The organism is Bartonella sp. CL25QHWL (assembly GCF_042195335.1).
Taxonomy (GTDB): domain Bacteria; phylum Pseudomonadota; class Alphaproteobacteria; order Rhizobiales; family Rhizobiaceae; genus Bartonella.
On the sequence record NZ_JBHIOE010000006.1, the window covers coordinates 127,234 to 141,019 of the forward strand.

The window sequence follows — 13,786 nt, forward strand, 5'->3', positions numbered from 1 at the left end:
TTTAAAACCCTATTCATAACTTTTATACAAAATTTATAATTAAATCTCATTAAACTTATTACGAAGGCTTCACTCCTCCTCGCCCTAAGAAACGAAACATCTACTCCCGACAGTCTGTAAACGATCCGTTTTCTTAAATGGATTTAAGCTGCTAACCATTTCATGAGATTCACTTACAAAAGAATACACCGGCAAGTCCTATTTTGAATATTTACTCCATACTCTAAAAACACTTAATAGATCAAATTTTATATGCCTTATCTCACCACACCTTAAATGACAGTGTTTTAACGAAATAGAATAAATCTTGCCTTAAATACTCTGTTTAACCTTGTATACTTGATTGATGCAAAAATTAAATCAACAAAAGAGCATCATTGTATTTTCGAGAGGTATGAATCACCCCATCATAAAAAAACAGTCCTCATAACATAACAGACAATTTGAAAAATCTTTTTATATAAAAGGGATCACCGTTGTACCGGGAGGCAATTTTGCCTCATCTTCAGGCTCGACATGAATAGAAATACGCACATTATCAAATTCTTTTTGAAGAACAGCTTCGATTTTATCACAAATTTTATGTGCTTCTCCTACCTGCATTATAGCAGGCACAACCAAATGAAACTCTATAAAAGTAACCCTCCCAGCAACACGCGTCCGCAAATCATGGACCTCAAGCGCACCCGATGCATTTGCAGAAATCAGCTCCCGAATCCGCATGCTTTCATTCAATTCAACGCCAACATCCATTAACCCCTGAACAGCATTTCTAATCACCTTCCAGCCCTGTAAGAGAATATTAACGGCAACGATTATCGCTAAAATTGGATCTAAAGCTCCCCATCCCCCGACAAAACCGGCAATCAAACCAATTAAAATTGCAAGCGAAGTAAAAACATCTGTTATAAAATGCACTCCATCAGCTTTAAGAGCCGGTGAGCGATGGAGTTTTCCCTGCCAAATAAGAACCATTCCCCACATACAATTTATGACAGTTGCAATAAGATGAATAACAAGCCATATTCCAGGTTTCTGCAACAATTTAACGGTAGAAAGAGCTATCCATGCTTCTCTTAAAATAACAATTGCGGCAATAATAATGAGTACCCCTTCAAGAATTGCGGAAAAATATTCCGCTTTATGATGCCCAAAGGGATGATCATGATCTGCTGGCTTCATACTCACTTTAACAGCCCACCATGCTGCCAATGACGCAAGGATATTAACAATTGATTCCAATGCATCAGAATAAAGTGCAACCGAACCTGTGATGTGATATGTCCAATATTTCAAAGCAAAAACAATACACGCAATAAAAATAGAGTATAAAGTCAAGCTTTGTATATTGATTTTTACATCCATGAACCTCATCCTTTTCTTCACGAAATAGGGAATTAATATTTTCAACCATATCATTATACTTTTGGCATAACGACGATCTTTCCTCAATATTACAGAAGCTTCATCATACAATAAACGCCTCAGCTCACCATTATTATCGTAAAAACTGCTCAGTTACACGAACAGCATCAATAAATAAAGAAGAGAAAAAATAATAGAAAAAAGAGCTTTCCCAAGAGCAATCAAACACATAACCTTCATTATTAATCGTTTTCTGAATAACTTAAAGCCATCTCACTTCTCATAAACGAAAAACTTGTTTTTGCTCAAATCTATCATGATCATGCATTATTTTTCAGTCTTATGATGTGCATTATACCCCATCTATAAGCCATCGTTGCACCTTAGAAAAAATATCTTAGCACTCTACGGTAACTTTACAGGTCAACTGGATTTTAAAATATGATTTACTAAAAAATTTAGATATAAAAAGAAGAACAATGATTACCCTCAAAAAAAAGAATCTGGGCATTGGGGACCCAGATTCTTTTCCCTTAGAAATTAAGGGCATACAGAACTTGGGAAATAGCGGGGACCCAAGACACTGCACCCGATACGAGAAAAAATATATGATTCCGTATCAGTATTTTTACATTATACCTATGGTTGCATATTGTCAATACAAATTCTACCATAAGTTTTAAAATAATGTTTTTTTATCTCTTTTTTTTAAATAAAACAAATTCTAACATCTGGAAATCATAAGAAAAAAGCACTAAAAATCTCGCATGCATTTGAATATCACAACAATCAATGAAACAGATGATCCACGCCTAAAAGCCTATCATAATATCCGTGAAAAAGATCTTGTTGGACGGCAACATCAATTTATTGCTGAAGGCAAAGTAACATTGTCCGCATTACTACATTCGAAAGAGTTTTCTGCCATCTCACTGCTCATCGTAGCAAACCGTCTCTCTGGACTTCTACCGCTTTTAGAAAAAACACAGCCTCTATGTCCCATTTATTGCGTTCCACAAAAAGTTATGGATAATATCACCGGCTTCCATGTTCATCGTGGTGTTCTGGGTATTGGTAAACGCAAAATACTGCCATCCTTACAAAGTTTTTTACAACATCTTCCAGAAAAAGCTTTGATTCTTGTTTTATGTGGTATCTCGAATCACGATAATATGGGATCAATTTTTCGTAATGCAGCAGCCTTTGCCAGTAATGGCATTATTGTCGACAAAACCTCATGCGATCCACTTTATCGCAAATCAATAAGAGTGTCTGCCGGCGCTGCTTTAAAAGTACCCTATACGCAAGACGCTGATATAAATGACATTATAGCTGCTCTAAACGATGAAAACTTTCATCTTTATGCACTCTCCCCTTCTGCCTCACACACTCTCAAGCAAGCCAACAAAACCAAAAGAATGGCACTTATTTTTGGAACAGAAGGCGATGGCTTACCACCCCATATACTACAACAATCAAACACCTTACGTATTCCCATGACTGACGGTTTTGACAGCCTTAATGTTGCCACAGCCTCAGGTATTGCACTTGCTCATTTTACCAACTTTGACCACTAAAGATGATAACACTTCAAGTTATAAAACATACCCAATGTTGTATGTTATCTATCAGTCTCCAATAATATTGCCGTCCCCTAGCCTTTGAAAGCATTGATAAAAAACATTTTTACATTTTCTTTATCATCACTTTCCACACCCTAACCCCGCTTATGACGTGTAAAAGATATAATTTTGATGGATTCAATCATAAAACAAACTTTCAATGAGAAAATCTTCCGGAAGTCCCTCATTCAAGTTTAAGATTAAAAAATATCATTATAAATCAATTTACTATGCTTTATAAAGCTGTTGTTTTTAGTTCTGAGGAAACAGGATCTTTTGTTTCGAGATTGCATAAAACGCGCTTCAACATCATTTCAGTATCAGCTGCACGTTCTGAATGTGTTACAAATCCTCCCCCAAGAATACGCGCCTCATGACCATTTCCATCATAAAGAACGCAAGCTTGCCCTGGTGCCACACCATTTTCACATTCCAATAAATCAACGGAAAAAATACCTTCTTTATAATGTAAGCGCGCAAGGTGAGGAGGACGCGTTGAACGCACCTTTACAGCCACCTCAATACCTTGAGAAGGGAAATTATCTAACGACTCATCACCAAGCCAATTCACATCACGTAAAAAAAGCTTATGCGTTTCTAACATTTCACGCGGTCCAACAATAACACGTGCATTTTCCACATCGAGATAAACCACATAAAGCGCTTCACCCGTTGATACCCCAATACCACGACGTTGACCAACCGTATAATTAACAATTCCCGAATGTTTACCTAAAATCTTTCCATCAATATGGACAATAACGCCAGGATTAGCTGCTTCTGGACGCAGTTTTGCGATAACATCTGAATATTTTCCTTGTGGAACAAAACAAATATCCTGACTATCATGCTTATTGGCAACCACAAAGCCCATTTCTGCTGCCATTTCACGAACGCGGGCTTTTGGAAGGTCACCAAGTGGAAAACGCAAATAATCAATCTGTTCTTGTGTCGTTGCAAAGAGAAAATAACTCTGATCACGATCATTATCGAGAGGACGAAAGAGTGCTCGATGCACTCCGTTGGAACGCGAACGAATATAATGTCCCGTAGCCAAAGCATCTGCCCCCAATTCGCGTGCCGTTGCTAATAAATCAGCAAACTTAACCGTTTGATTACATGCAATACATGGTACTGGGGTCTCTCCATGAGCATAACTTTCTGCAAAAGGATCAATAACAGCTTCGCGAAAGCGCTTTTCATAATCAAGAACATAATGAGGAATTCCTAGTGTTTCTGCAACGCGGCGTGCATCCTCAATATCTTGTCCTGCACAACACGCCCCCACCCGATGCGTTGCTTCCCCATGATCATAAAGCTGCAACGTAATGCCAATAACATTATATCCTTCCTTTTTCAAAAGACCTGCAACAACCGATGAATCAACCCCCCCCGACATTGCAACAACAATGCGAGAATCTTCAGGTTGTCCTGGTAAATCAAGACTGTTTAAAAACATGTATTCATTCTCTATTTACTGCTCTGTTTAATGGCTACCCATATGTTGACATTCTGATGCACGCTCTTCAGCACTTTTACACGATTGATTGTCTTTATATTATTTTTTTATCCTTTCCACAACCATAGGCATTACTTTCTTAAGAGCTGCTGCAAACAAAAAAAGAATGATGGAAATAAGGCATAATGGTAATCGTTTAGGAGAAATCCTTTTTTGCTCTTTTGAAAAATCCGGTAAAATATTGCAAGAATCTCTTCTTCACACTTCAACTTGAGCTTCTTTTTACATACCCAATCACTTTATTAATTTTTTCTTTCAGCGCTTTTAGCTCTTTTTTAAATTTCATGCTCTATAAACGAATCAAGTCCTTGACTAAAGGTAGAGGATACGAATGAGCAACTTGATAAAAACACAAATGAAATATGTTATTGGGCCAGATGGAAGTCCGCTTACAATTGCCGACCTACCGCCGCAAACAACACGGCGCTGGGTGATTCGTCGCAAAGCTGAAGTTGTTGCGGCTGTCAGAGGTGGATTGTTAAGTCTTGACGAAGCGTGCCACCGTTATACTTTGACTGTAGAAGAATTTCTTTCATGGCAAAGTTTAATCGATGAACACGGTTTAGCGGGATTACGAACGACCAAGATTCAACACTACAGGCATTAAGTTGCCATTGATTACGATTTGATAACATAAAGCAATCTATAAAACAGCCAAACTTGATAAAAGTTTGGCTGTTTTATACTATATCCAAAAGATAAACCTGAAAGAATGGATTCTTCAATAATTGCTTTTATTAGCCAACCATTGAATTAGATTCAATCAAAATATCCTTATCATCCGCAACAATCTTCTTTTCTCGTGCTTCCAAAAGCTGTGCACGTTGCAGCTCTGTATTAGCTTCATGGAGAGCAATTTCAGCGTTTGTTTTTTGAAGTTCTAAATCACGAATTGAATTGATCAGATTATCACGTCTTTGCCGCGCTGCACGCGCAAAAGCAGAATAAGCAAAATGGTGAACATCATTGTTTCCAGATTTACGTTCTTCATGAGTAATCTGTGCTTCCAACTCTAACACCATTCGTTCAAATTCTGCGATCATCATCTCAAGCTGTGCAATTTCACGGCGCTTTCCACGCACTTGAAACATCCTCAATCGCACCATATTTTCTCGTGGCTTCATACTCACTACTCCTTGATTGCGCCAACTCAAAACTCGCATTCACACCCAATAAATATCTTTTAGTTATATGTCTATCCGACAAAAACAGTCTATTAACTTGAAATTATAATAATTTTTGCCTTGTATTAAAGCATCTGAAAATACAATCTGCTTTAAAGAGCAATAACTATTTCTTTAACTTTTCCCCCCATTATAAATGAAGAGGTTTAAAGCTCAGTAAATAAACACTGAAATTGTAAAAAAGTAATTTATAACGCTCTTTTACAAATTTTTTTTAAGTTAAAGTTTATAGAAAAAGCCCTTCTTTGTTTATTATGTTAAAAAATATGGGATTTTTCTAAAATAATTTTGTAGCCTCTTTCAAAAATAAAAATATTTTGTTAACCACTATCATGGATAGTGGGGAATTTAGTAGTGATTGTTACGCGTACTACTGAAATGTTCATAAACACTTTGTCATAAGTGTTTGATTTAATGAATTGTTTTTATAACAGTGGTTTTGCTAACTGATATAAAATAGAAATGCTCCTTATGATTCGTGAAGGAGCAAAGTGAGGGATCTAAAATGCGCGTATTATTAATTGAAGATGATAGAGCAGTTACTCAAAGCATTGAGTTGATGTTAAAGTCGGCTAACTTTAATGTTTATATCACTGATCTGGGTGAAGAAGGTATCGATTTAGGAAAACTCTATGATTATGATATCATTTTGCTTGATCTGAATTTGCCTGACATGTCAGGGTATGATGTCTTGCGGACTCTAAGGTTGGCAAAAATAAAAACTCCTGTCTTAATCCTTTCTGGTATGAATGCCATTGAAGACAAGGTTCGTGGTTTTGGCTTTGGAGCAGACGACTATATGACGAAGCCTTTTCATAAAGATGAGCTCATTGCACGTATCCATGCAGTTGTTCGTCGTTCTAAAGGACATGCACAATCGGTTATTGTTACCGGAGATCTCACCGTTAACCTTGACACAAAAACTGTCGAAGTTGCAGGGCGCCCTGTTCATTTAACCGGTAAAGAGTACCAAATGTTAGAGCTTCTCTCTTTACGCAAAGGTACCACCCTTACCAAGGAAATGTTTCTCAATCATCTCTATGGTGGAATGGATGAACCAGAACTAAAGATTATCGATGTTTTTATCTGTAAATTGCGGAAAAAATTGGAAGCAGTCTCTTCTAGTGTAAATTACATTGATACAGTTTGGGGACGTGGTTATGTATTACGTGATCCAGTTGAAGAGAACGTACGAAAAACCGCTTAAGCAGTGAACATGCACATTGTAAAATCTCGGAGTCTAGCGGGCCGAGATTTTTTCCCGAGATCTTTTCTCTGTTAAAAGTAGAAAACTCGCACACCAAAAATCTCATATAGAAAGCGCTTAAAGCTTAAGAAGTAACCACACCAAATTTACACATATAACCTTATCGCTCATAAATTCAATCGAAGCCACTTTTCCCAACACAGCTTAAGCGCTTCTCTCTTATTCAAAGCTTTTTTATACTTTCTAAAACAATACAACCATCACTTTCATCAATATTTATTTTCATCTCTGTCATCTGAGCAAGTAACATTGTGTAATAAAATTGGATGACATGTGCATCAACAAGCTCTTCTTGAACTTCTCCACGGAATAACGCAAGAAAATGAGGGGGTATACGGAGAGTTCTACCGAAAACCTCAAATCGAAAAGAACGTTTATTTTCTTCTTGCAAAATCATAACAACAATTTCACCACCACGAGAAACTGTTGCATTTGCAATCAATAATAAATTAAGCAAAAGTTTAACTTCATCTTTTTCTAACAATAAAGAAGAAGCTTGCCATTTTAATGTTGCTTTTTCTTCTTTCATATATTGTTGAGCAACCTGCTCTGCAGCCCGTGTATCTATTTGTCCTCCACTTGCACCAGCAAAACCAAAAGCCAATCGCGCAAATTGTAGACGTGCAGCAGCACTTGCAACGGATAAACGCACCAATTGTAAAGCATCTTCTTCAGCTCCTCCTTCATCATAAAGCTCCATTGCATTTTGAATAGCCCCCACAGGTGAAATCAAATCATGGCAAATACGACTACAAAGCAAAGCAGCAAGATCCATAGGCTTCAAAGAAATATCTAACGTCATAATGATTGAAAACTCCTAGATTCAAAAAAACAAACTTTATTTTAAAGAAAAACTCTTAACATCTGATGCATAATAGGAAATATTAACAATCATGCTAAAAAATCAGAAATAAATTCAAGAATTTAAATAACCTTATATCTTATTTTTTATTTGAATAGCATGAAAATTCTAATATTATCTTTTTGTTTATCACTAATAAAAGGAGAAAACTCCATGGCTCTCTCTCTGCTCAAATACTGGTACAAAAATATTATATCTTTAATCTTCCTTTTATTCATCACCATAAACACCACACATGCTCAACTAAAACCAATAGAGCAAAACGAGCCTCATTATTCACTCCAAGAAATTATTGATTCTGGTCATATTTTTTTTGGAAAAACAGCCAGTGGTTTGGCTGTTGCAATTCAAAATATTTTTTCAAAATACGGTTATCCCAATGCCTATATTTTAGGAGAAGAAGCTTCTGGTGCCTTTTTCGCTGGATTAACCTATGGCGAAGGAAGGGTTTTTACCAAAAGCTATGGTCAACATAAAGTTTTTTGGCAAGGTCCCTCAGTAGGATGGGATTTTGGCGGCCAAGGCTCCCGTTTAATGATCTTAGTTTACAATCTTAATGGCATAAATAATTTATGGAGACGCTATGGTGGTATTTCAGGTTCGGCCTATTTAATTGCAGGTGTTGGTTTTCATGTCCTAAAATACCATAATACCTTGTTAATCCCAATACGCACAGGAGTCGGCGCACGCCTTGGTATCAATGTAGGATATTTAAAATTAACACCTAAACCGACATGGAATCCGTTTTAAACGTATTCTTATTTGAAAAGGGGTATTATGCTTATTCAATCATTTCTTTTTTTTATACTCGGAGTTGCTTTCACTTCTTGGTTACTGGTGCTTTTATCTCCTTTTATTTGGCGGAAAGCCGTTCATTTTGCGTATAAAGATGTTTGTGCGAAAATGCCATTATCACTCGCGGAAATAGAAGCAAATCACGATTTTCTTCGTGCACAACATGCTGTAGAATTAGCAAACAACCAACAAAAGTATGAATTTTTGCAAAAAAAATATGCCCAACAAAAAATACAACTGAGCCAAGTAACAGAACAATTTTATCGGCTATGCCTCCCCACAAAAGATACTCTCACCAAAGAAGCGATAGCAATCAAACAAAATATCGCCACACTACACACTTTCAAAGGAAAGAAAAATGATGCGTGAAAAAATCGCACTCTATCAGCAACGCTTACAAAAAATCCAAACTCATGAGCTTGACCCGACTGCTAACCACCAATTGCTGGAAGAACTCCGTGAAGAAACAAAAGAACTTGCAGCAACATTGGCAGCTCAAATAGCGCTACAAGAGGGGAATACATCACCCATCAACACATTGATTCAAAAATCAAAAAACAAAAATGACCTAGCCTCACGTATTCGCAAAAAAATAACTTTTCTCTCCCAAAGCCCTGTTAAATAAGTTATCTTTTAAAACACCTTAAATGAAGAGTAAAATCAACAAAGGTTCATTGTAACTTTCATACCCCAAATCCTTTTTATTAAACGTGACTTTTCTGCTAAGCTAAAGGACAAAGTTTCTTAGCCCATACCGTTCTGTTAAAAAATATCTTCTTGTCTAGCAGATTCACTTGCTAATCATATCTCCGCTCTAAAGAACAACATTTCATAGGTTCTAGAAAGCAAATAATACCAAAGACATTGGTCACATACTCTAACAAAAAATACCTTCTAAGATGGATCACCAATAGAGATTTGACCATAATTTTAAGGATAAAAATACGCTCTCAAGAGTGATAAAAATCTCTTATTTTTTTGATAATCATATCCTGATCCGTTTGTGTCAAGTAAGGATGCATTGGTAAACTTAAAACACACTCTCCCAAAGACTCTGAAACAGAAAGGGAATCTTTTACATAAGGGAAGTGTTTATAAGCTGGCTGTTGATGTAAAGGAGTTTTATAATAAATCATTGTAGGGATAGAATTTTTTTGTAAAAAATCTTTTAATTTATCCCGTTCTTTTACCTTAATCGTATATTGTGCATAAGCAGAACGAATATTTTCTCCTATTTCTGGAACTGTAACAATATCTCTTAAGCCATTGGAATAGCGTTGAGCAATTTCTACACGCTTTTCCATTTCATCTTCAAAGATCACAAACTTTTCTAGTAAAATTGCAGCCTGAATGCTATCTAGGCGCGAATTCATACCAATACGTACATTGTCATATTGCGTTTCACCTTTACCATGAAACAAAATAGAGCGTAAAAGTTTTGCAAAATGATCATCATTGGTCATCATAGCGCCTCCATCGCCATAACATCCTAATGGTTTTGCAGGATAAAAACTTGTAGCAGCCACATCACCAAAAGCACCACACATAGTATTACCGCTTCTCCCCCCCATAGATTGAGCAGCATCTTCAATTACAAAAAGATTTTCCTTGGCAGCCACTTGAGCAATTTGCACATAGTCAGCAGAAAGCCCAAATAAATCAACAGCAATAATAGCCTTTGGCTTTAGACGTCCTTCTTTTTTTATCATTTCGATAGCGTGAGAAAGTTTTTCAACATCAATATTGAATGTATCAGGTAAAACATCGACAAAAACAGGTTCAGCCCCCACCAAAGCAACCACTTCAGCCGTTGCTGAAAATGTAAAACTAGGACAAAAAACAGCATCCCCTAGACCAATATTTTTAGCCATAAGAGGCATCTTCAAAGCATCTGTTCCATTAGCACATGCAATCACATGTTTAACGCCAAGATATTCTGCCAATTTCTCTTCAAATTCTGTTACTTTTGGCCCCAAAATATACTTACCACTAGCGACTACATGCGCAATTGCAGAATTAATTTTATCTTCAATACGCGCACGCTGCGCCCCAAGGTCGATGAATTGCATATTAACTCCATTGATCATCACAAGAATGCAAAAGCGCTACCTATCTCTTTTATCTATCATAATTGACATCAGCAGCTGTTAAAATCCGTAAAACAGCAATAGCATCATCACCATTTGTACGAGGTGATTGACGCGTTTCAATACAATGAAGGAAATGCCGTAATTCGCAAGTAAGCGGCAAGTCTTCACAAACATCAATATAATTCAGCTCATCCATGCTAAAAGCCCACTCTTGATTTTCTTTCCAAACGGCAAAATGGTGCATTGCCAATTTACGACTCCACGGTTCCATATCATCAAAAACGAGTATAGCCTTTGTTCCAACAACAGTTAAACGCCTCTCACGATAAGAACTTAAGCGTGAAGTAAAAAGATGACTACGCACACCATTTGGAAAAATCATATGAATATGAGAAAAATCAGAAATCTGATCAACGACAGCAGCCCCCTCACCGCGAATTTCGGAAGGTTCGCATCCTGTCAACGCCAAAATCATTGAGAGATCATGAGGGGCAAGATCCCATAAAGCATCACTGTGTGTGTGAAATTTTCCAAAGCCTAATCTATGAGAATAAATATATCGCACATCTCCCACATCTCCGTTTTTCACCAATTCACACATTTTTTCAAAAGCCGGATGAAAACGTAAAATATGGCCCACCATAAAAACTCGCTCATAGGCCTCAGCCTCCTGAACTTGGCGTTTAGCATCAGAAACATTCAAGGCTATTGGTTTTTCCACCAAAACATCTTTACCATTTTTAACAGCACGGAGCACATTTTGCGTATGCAATTGTGGCGGCAACGCTAATACCAACGCATCAATATCTCGATGAGTAAAAAGATCATCTGGTGTAACAACCTCTACACCATACAGTGTTGCAAAACTAGCAGCACGATCATTATCAATATCAGAAACGGCTGCTAAAGCTCCGAGAGAGTGGAGTGTCCGTATATGATTTTCACCCCAATGACCGCATCCTAAAACCGCTACACGTGGCACCATTTTCATGCCTTACCTTACTTTATCATATAAAATTACACTTTTACATATCGAGGATAATATAGAATGACAAGAGAAAAGCTTAAAAACGATGCTTGACATCTTACTATTCTACCCCTTATATCCGCAAAAGATATAATTATTGACAATTATGATTGCTTATTTTGGCGGAGTAGCTCAGTAGGTTAGAGCAGAGGAATCATAATCCTTGTGTCGGGGGTTCAAATCCCTCCTCCGCTACCATTACTTTTTTATTGTGTGTAGTTTGTCAGCAGTGTAGCTGTAGCTTGCCAGCAGGTTTTGTATATTTTGCCACTAGGTTTTGTACCAATTTATTTTTTCTCAAAGAGTTTTAAAGATGTTCTCAAAGGGTCTTCAAATGCCTTTCAAAGGGTATTTAAAGCTCTCTTTAACGCATTTTTCTGCTCCTATTTTTCCAGATCACTAAAGCATGTAAAATCGGATTGAAAGGCAAGGGGGACGATTCCTGTCGGACCATGGCGTTGTTTTGCTATAATAACCTCGGCTTTACCCTTGGCTTGCTCCATTGCATCTTGCCATTTGCTATACTCAGCAGTGCCTTCTTTTGGTTCTTCATTTTTGAGATAATATTCTTCACGATAAACGAACAGAACAATGTCGGCATCTTGCTCGATTGAACCAGATTCACGTAAATCAGAGAGTTGCGGACGTTTATCGGTTCGGTTTTCAACTTGGCGCGAAAGTTGTGACAGAGCAATGATGGGAATATTGAGTTCTTTTGCAAGTGCTTTTAATCCGGTGGTAATGGCTGTAATTTCTTGAACGCGGTTTTCTAATGAACGCTTTGAACCGCTTGTCATGAGTTGGATATAATCGATAATCAAGACATCTAGACCATGTTGTCGTTTGAGACGCCTTGCACGGGCGGACAATTGTGCTAGGGATACACCACCCGTTTGATCAATATAAAGAGGGATTGTTTGTAAGGAACGCATTGCGTGAATAATTTTTGCAAATTGCTCTTCTGAGATATTACCACGGCGCATATCAGAAGAAGAAACCTTTATTTGCTCTGAGATAATACGAGTTGCAAGCTGTTCAGATGACATTTCAAGTGAGAAGAAACCTACAATACCCCCTTCATTTTCTTGGCTGTTATCATGACGCTTGCAAGCATTGGCAATATTAAAAGCAATATTGGTCGCCAGTGAGGTTTTCCCCATTCCAGGGCGTCCAGCTATGATAATCAAATCGGATGGCTGTAGCCCTCCCATTTTCTCATCAAGGGTTTTGATATGGGTAGCTATCCCAGAAAGCTGTGAGGAACGCTTTTTTGCAGCGCTTGCCATGTTAAGTGCTTTTGCAATGGCTGTATCAAAGTTTTCAAAATCACCCCCATATTTTCCTTTTTCGGCGAGCTCAAATAACTGATTTTCAATCGTTTCAATTTGTTGGGTAGGCGTGAGCTCTACAGGAGCATCAAAAGCTGTATTGGCAACTTCATTGCCAAGATTAATCAAAGACCGGCGGATAAAAAGATCGTAAATAACGCGTCCATAATCTTCAGTGTTAATAATAGTGACTGCCTCTGTGGCTAAGCGAACAACATACTGGTATACAGTAATATCTCCAACTTTTTCTTCCATTTGGATATAGGGCTTGATTGTAATGGGGTTTGCAAGATGACCCTTTTGAATAATTTGTAAGACAATCTCAAAGATCTTTTGATGTAGCCTTTCAAAAAAATGTTCTGCTTTGAGAAAGTCTGAAACGCGATCGAGTGCATTATTATTAATCAGGATTGCTCCAAGCAATGCCTGTTCCGCTTCAATATTATGGGGAAGTTGACGAAAAGAAGAAGCAAAGTTATCTCTTGGATTTTCTGTTTTTAGCATGTTCAGTGTTCTCATTGCTTTCTTTTCCCTTGTTTGGTGCCTCAAAGGTGATTTCTGTGGTGTATCCGCTTTGTTTTTCATAGCAGTGGGTGACAGTGGAAGCTTTCCATGGCCCATTGATTTGCCCACGAAACCCTTGCAATAAAAGAGGTTGATCCGCCATGATTTCAGGGCGTCCCTCAAGGGTCAAAGAACCACTGCCTACAGCACGACACAACCTGTC

13 protein-coding genes, 1 tRNA gene and 1 pseudogene are annotated in these 13,786 nt (G+C 37.5%); 7 read left to right on the forward strand and 8 right to left on the reverse strand.

Features of this window, described 5'->3' with window-relative positions; translation table 11 throughout:
• Window positions 1-456: 456 nt before the first annotated feature.
• Window positions 457-1,365 carry a cation diffusion facilitator family transporter gene (locus ACFILY_RS05045; RefSeq protein ID WP_273790814.1) on the reverse strand — a complete coding sequence of 303 codons (909 nt, stop codon included), beginning with the start codon at window positions 1,363-1,365 and terminating at the stop codon, window positions 457-459.
• A gap of 767 nt (window positions 1,366-2,132) precedes the next feature.
• Here ACFILY_RS05045 and ACFILY_RS05050 point away from each other — a divergent pair.
• Window positions 2,133-2,942: a TrmH family RNA methyltransferase gene (locus tag ACFILY_RS05050; RefSeq protein WP_375637667.1), complete on the forward strand. Its 810-nt coding sequence runs from the start codon at window positions 2,133-2,135 to the stop codon at window positions 2,940-2,942.
• 280 nt (window positions 2,943-3,222) lie between these two features.
• Here the strand turns inward: ACFILY_RS05050 and mnmA are convergent, their stop codons facing one another.
• On the reverse strand, window positions 3,223-4,446 hold the full coding sequence (mnmA, locus tag ACFILY_RS05055; protein WP_273790816.1) for a tRNA 2-thiouridine(34) synthase MnmA: 1,224 nt from the start codon (window positions 4,444-4,446) through the stop codon (window positions 3,223-3,225).
• A gap of 391 nt (window positions 4,447-4,837) precedes the next feature.
• On the opposite strand from mnmA, the gene ACFILY_RS05060 reads away from it, so the two are divergent.
• On the forward strand, window positions 4,838-5,113 hold the full coding sequence (locus ACFILY_RS05060) for a DUF1153 domain-containing protein (RefSeq protein ID WP_273790817.1): 276 nt from the start codon (window positions 4,838-4,840) through the stop codon (window positions 5,111-5,113).
• A 130-nt stretch (window positions 5,114-5,243) separates the two neighbouring features.
• Here the strand turns inward: ACFILY_RS05060 and ACFILY_RS05065 are convergent, their stop codons facing one another.
• The gene (locus ACFILY_RS05065; protein ID WP_375637668.1) at window positions 5,244-5,630 is read right to left on the reverse strand and encodes a flagellar export protein FliJ; all 387 of its coding nucleotides are present in this window, start codon (window positions 5,628-5,630) and stop codon (window positions 5,244-5,246) included.
• 565 nt (window positions 5,631-6,195) lie between these two features.
• On the opposite strand from ACFILY_RS05065, the gene ctrA reads away from it, so the two are divergent.
• Entirely contained in the window at window positions 6,196-6,897 is a 702-nt protein-coding gene (gene ctrA, locus ACFILY_RS05070) for a response regulator transcription factor CtrA (RefSeq protein WP_273790819.1), read from the forward strand.
• Window positions 6,898-7,120: 223 nt separating this feature from the next.
• Here ctrA and chpT read toward each other — a convergent pair whose 3' ends face one another.
• On the reverse strand, window positions 7,121-7,759 hold the full coding sequence (gene chpT / locus ACFILY_RS05075) for a histidine phosphotransferase ChpT (RefSeq protein ID WP_273790820.1): 639 nt from the start codon (window positions 7,757-7,759) through the stop codon (window positions 7,121-7,123).
• Between the two features lie 213 nt (window positions 7,760-7,972).
• Here chpT and ACFILY_RS05080 point away from each other — a divergent pair, with 213 nt between their 5' ends.
• From ACFILY_RS05080 to ACFILY_RS05090, 3 genes are read left to right on the forward strand one after another with little or no spacing between them, the layout of a single operon-like run.
• The gene (locus ACFILY_RS05080) at window positions 7,973-8,569 is read left to right on the forward strand and encodes a DUF1134 domain-containing protein (RefSeq protein ID WP_273790821.1); all 597 of its coding nucleotides are present in this window, start codon (window positions 7,973-7,975) and stop codon (window positions 8,567-8,569) included.
• Window positions 8,570-8,596: 27 nt separating this feature from the next.
• Entirely contained in the window at window positions 8,597-8,983 is a 387-nt protein-coding gene (locus tag ACFILY_RS05085) for a hypothetical protein (RefSeq protein WP_375631197.1), read from the forward strand.
• Complete coding sequence (locus ACFILY_RS05090; protein ID WP_375631198.1) at window positions 8,973-9,239, forward strand: hypothetical protein; 267 nt, start codon at window positions 8,973-8,975, stop codon at window positions 9,237-9,239. Before ACFILY_RS05085 ends, ACFILY_RS05090 begins: the two co-directional genes overlap by 11 nt.
• A gap of 325 nt (window positions 9,240-9,564) precedes the next feature.
• Here the strand turns inward: ACFILY_RS05090 and ACFILY_RS05095 are convergent, their stop codons facing one another.
• Window positions 9,565-10,683 carry a DegT/DnrJ/EryC1/StrS family aminotransferase gene (locus tag ACFILY_RS05095; protein WP_375631199.1) on the reverse strand — a complete coding sequence of 373 codons (1,119 nt, stop codon included), beginning with the start codon at window positions 10,681-10,683 and terminating at the stop codon, window positions 9,565-9,567.
• 49 nt (window positions 10,684-10,732) lie between these two features.
• Window positions 10,733-11,689, reverse strand: a complete 957-nt coding sequence (locus ACFILY_RS05100) for a Gfo/Idh/MocA family protein (protein WP_375631206.1) — start codon at window positions 11,687-11,689, stop codon at window positions 10,733-10,735.
• A 163-nt stretch (window positions 11,690-11,852) separates the two neighbouring features.
• Between ACFILY_RS05100 and ACFILY_RS05105 the strand changes: the two genes are divergently transcribed.
• Window positions 11,853-11,929 (forward strand) — tRNA-Met (locus ACFILY_RS05105).
• A gap of 185 nt (window positions 11,930-12,114) precedes the next feature.
• Here the strand turns inward: ACFILY_RS05105 and ACFILY_RS05110 are convergent.
• A complete protein-coding gene (locus ACFILY_RS05110) occupies window positions 12,115-13,578 on the reverse strand; it encodes a replicative DNA helicase (protein WP_375673292.1) in 1,464 nt (487 codons plus the stop codon).
• Window positions 13,535-13,786 (reverse strand): annotated as a pseudogene (locus ACFILY_RS05115) (late control protein); the annotation flags it as partial. The gene ACFILY_RS05110 and the pseudogene ACFILY_RS05115, both read right to left, overlap by 44 nt.

Coding starts and splice junctions, on each gene's coding strand:
- ACFILY_RS05050 (WP_375637667.1), top strand. CDS start 2,133: ATGCATTTGAATATCACAACAATCAATGAAACAGATGATCCACGCCTA.
- ACFILY_RS05110 (WP_375673292.1), bottom strand. CDS start 13,578: ATGAGAACACTGAACATGCTAAAAACAGAAAATCCAAGAGATAACTTT.
- mnmA (WP_273790816.1), bottom strand. CDS start 4,446: ATGTTTTTAAACAGTCTTGATTTACCAGGACAACCTGAAGATTCTCGC.
- ACFILY_RS05095 (WP_375631199.1), bottom strand. CDS start 10,683: ATGCAATTCATCGACCTTGGGGCGCAGCGTGCGCGTATTGAAGATAAA.
- ACFILY_RS05100 (WP_375631206.1), bottom strand. CDS start 11,689: ATGGTGCCACGTGTAGCGGTTTTAGGATGCGGTCATTGGGGTGAAAAT.
- ACFILY_RS05060 (WP_273790817.1), top strand. CDS start 4,838: ATGAGCAACTTGATAAAAACACAAATGAAATATGTTATTGGGCCAGAT.
- ACFILY_RS05090 (WP_375631198.1), top strand. CDS start 8,973: ATGATGCGTGAAAAAATCGCACTCTATCAGCAACGCTTACAAAAAATC.
- ACFILY_RS05085 (WP_375631197.1), top strand. CDS start 8,597: ATGCTTATTCAATCATTTCTTTTTTTTATACTCGGAGTTGCTTTCACT.
- ACFILY_RS05080 (WP_273790821.1), top strand. CDS start 7,973: ATGGCTCTCTCTCTGCTCAAATACTGGTACAAAAATATTATATCTTTA.
- ctrA (WP_273790819.1), top strand. CDS start 6,196: ATGCGCGTATTATTAATTGAAGATGATAGAGCAGTTACTCAAAGCATT.
- ACFILY_RS05065 (WP_375637668.1), bottom strand. CDS start 5,630: ATGAAGCCACGAGAAAATATGGTGCGATTGAGGATGTTTCAAGTGCGT.
- chpT (WP_273790820.1), bottom strand. CDS start 7,759: ATGACGTTAGATATTTCTTTGAAGCCTATGGATCTTGCTGCTTTGCTT.
- ACFILY_RS05045 (WP_273790814.1), bottom strand. CDS start 1,365: ATGGATGTAAAAATCAATATACAAAGCTTGACTTTATACTCTATTTTT.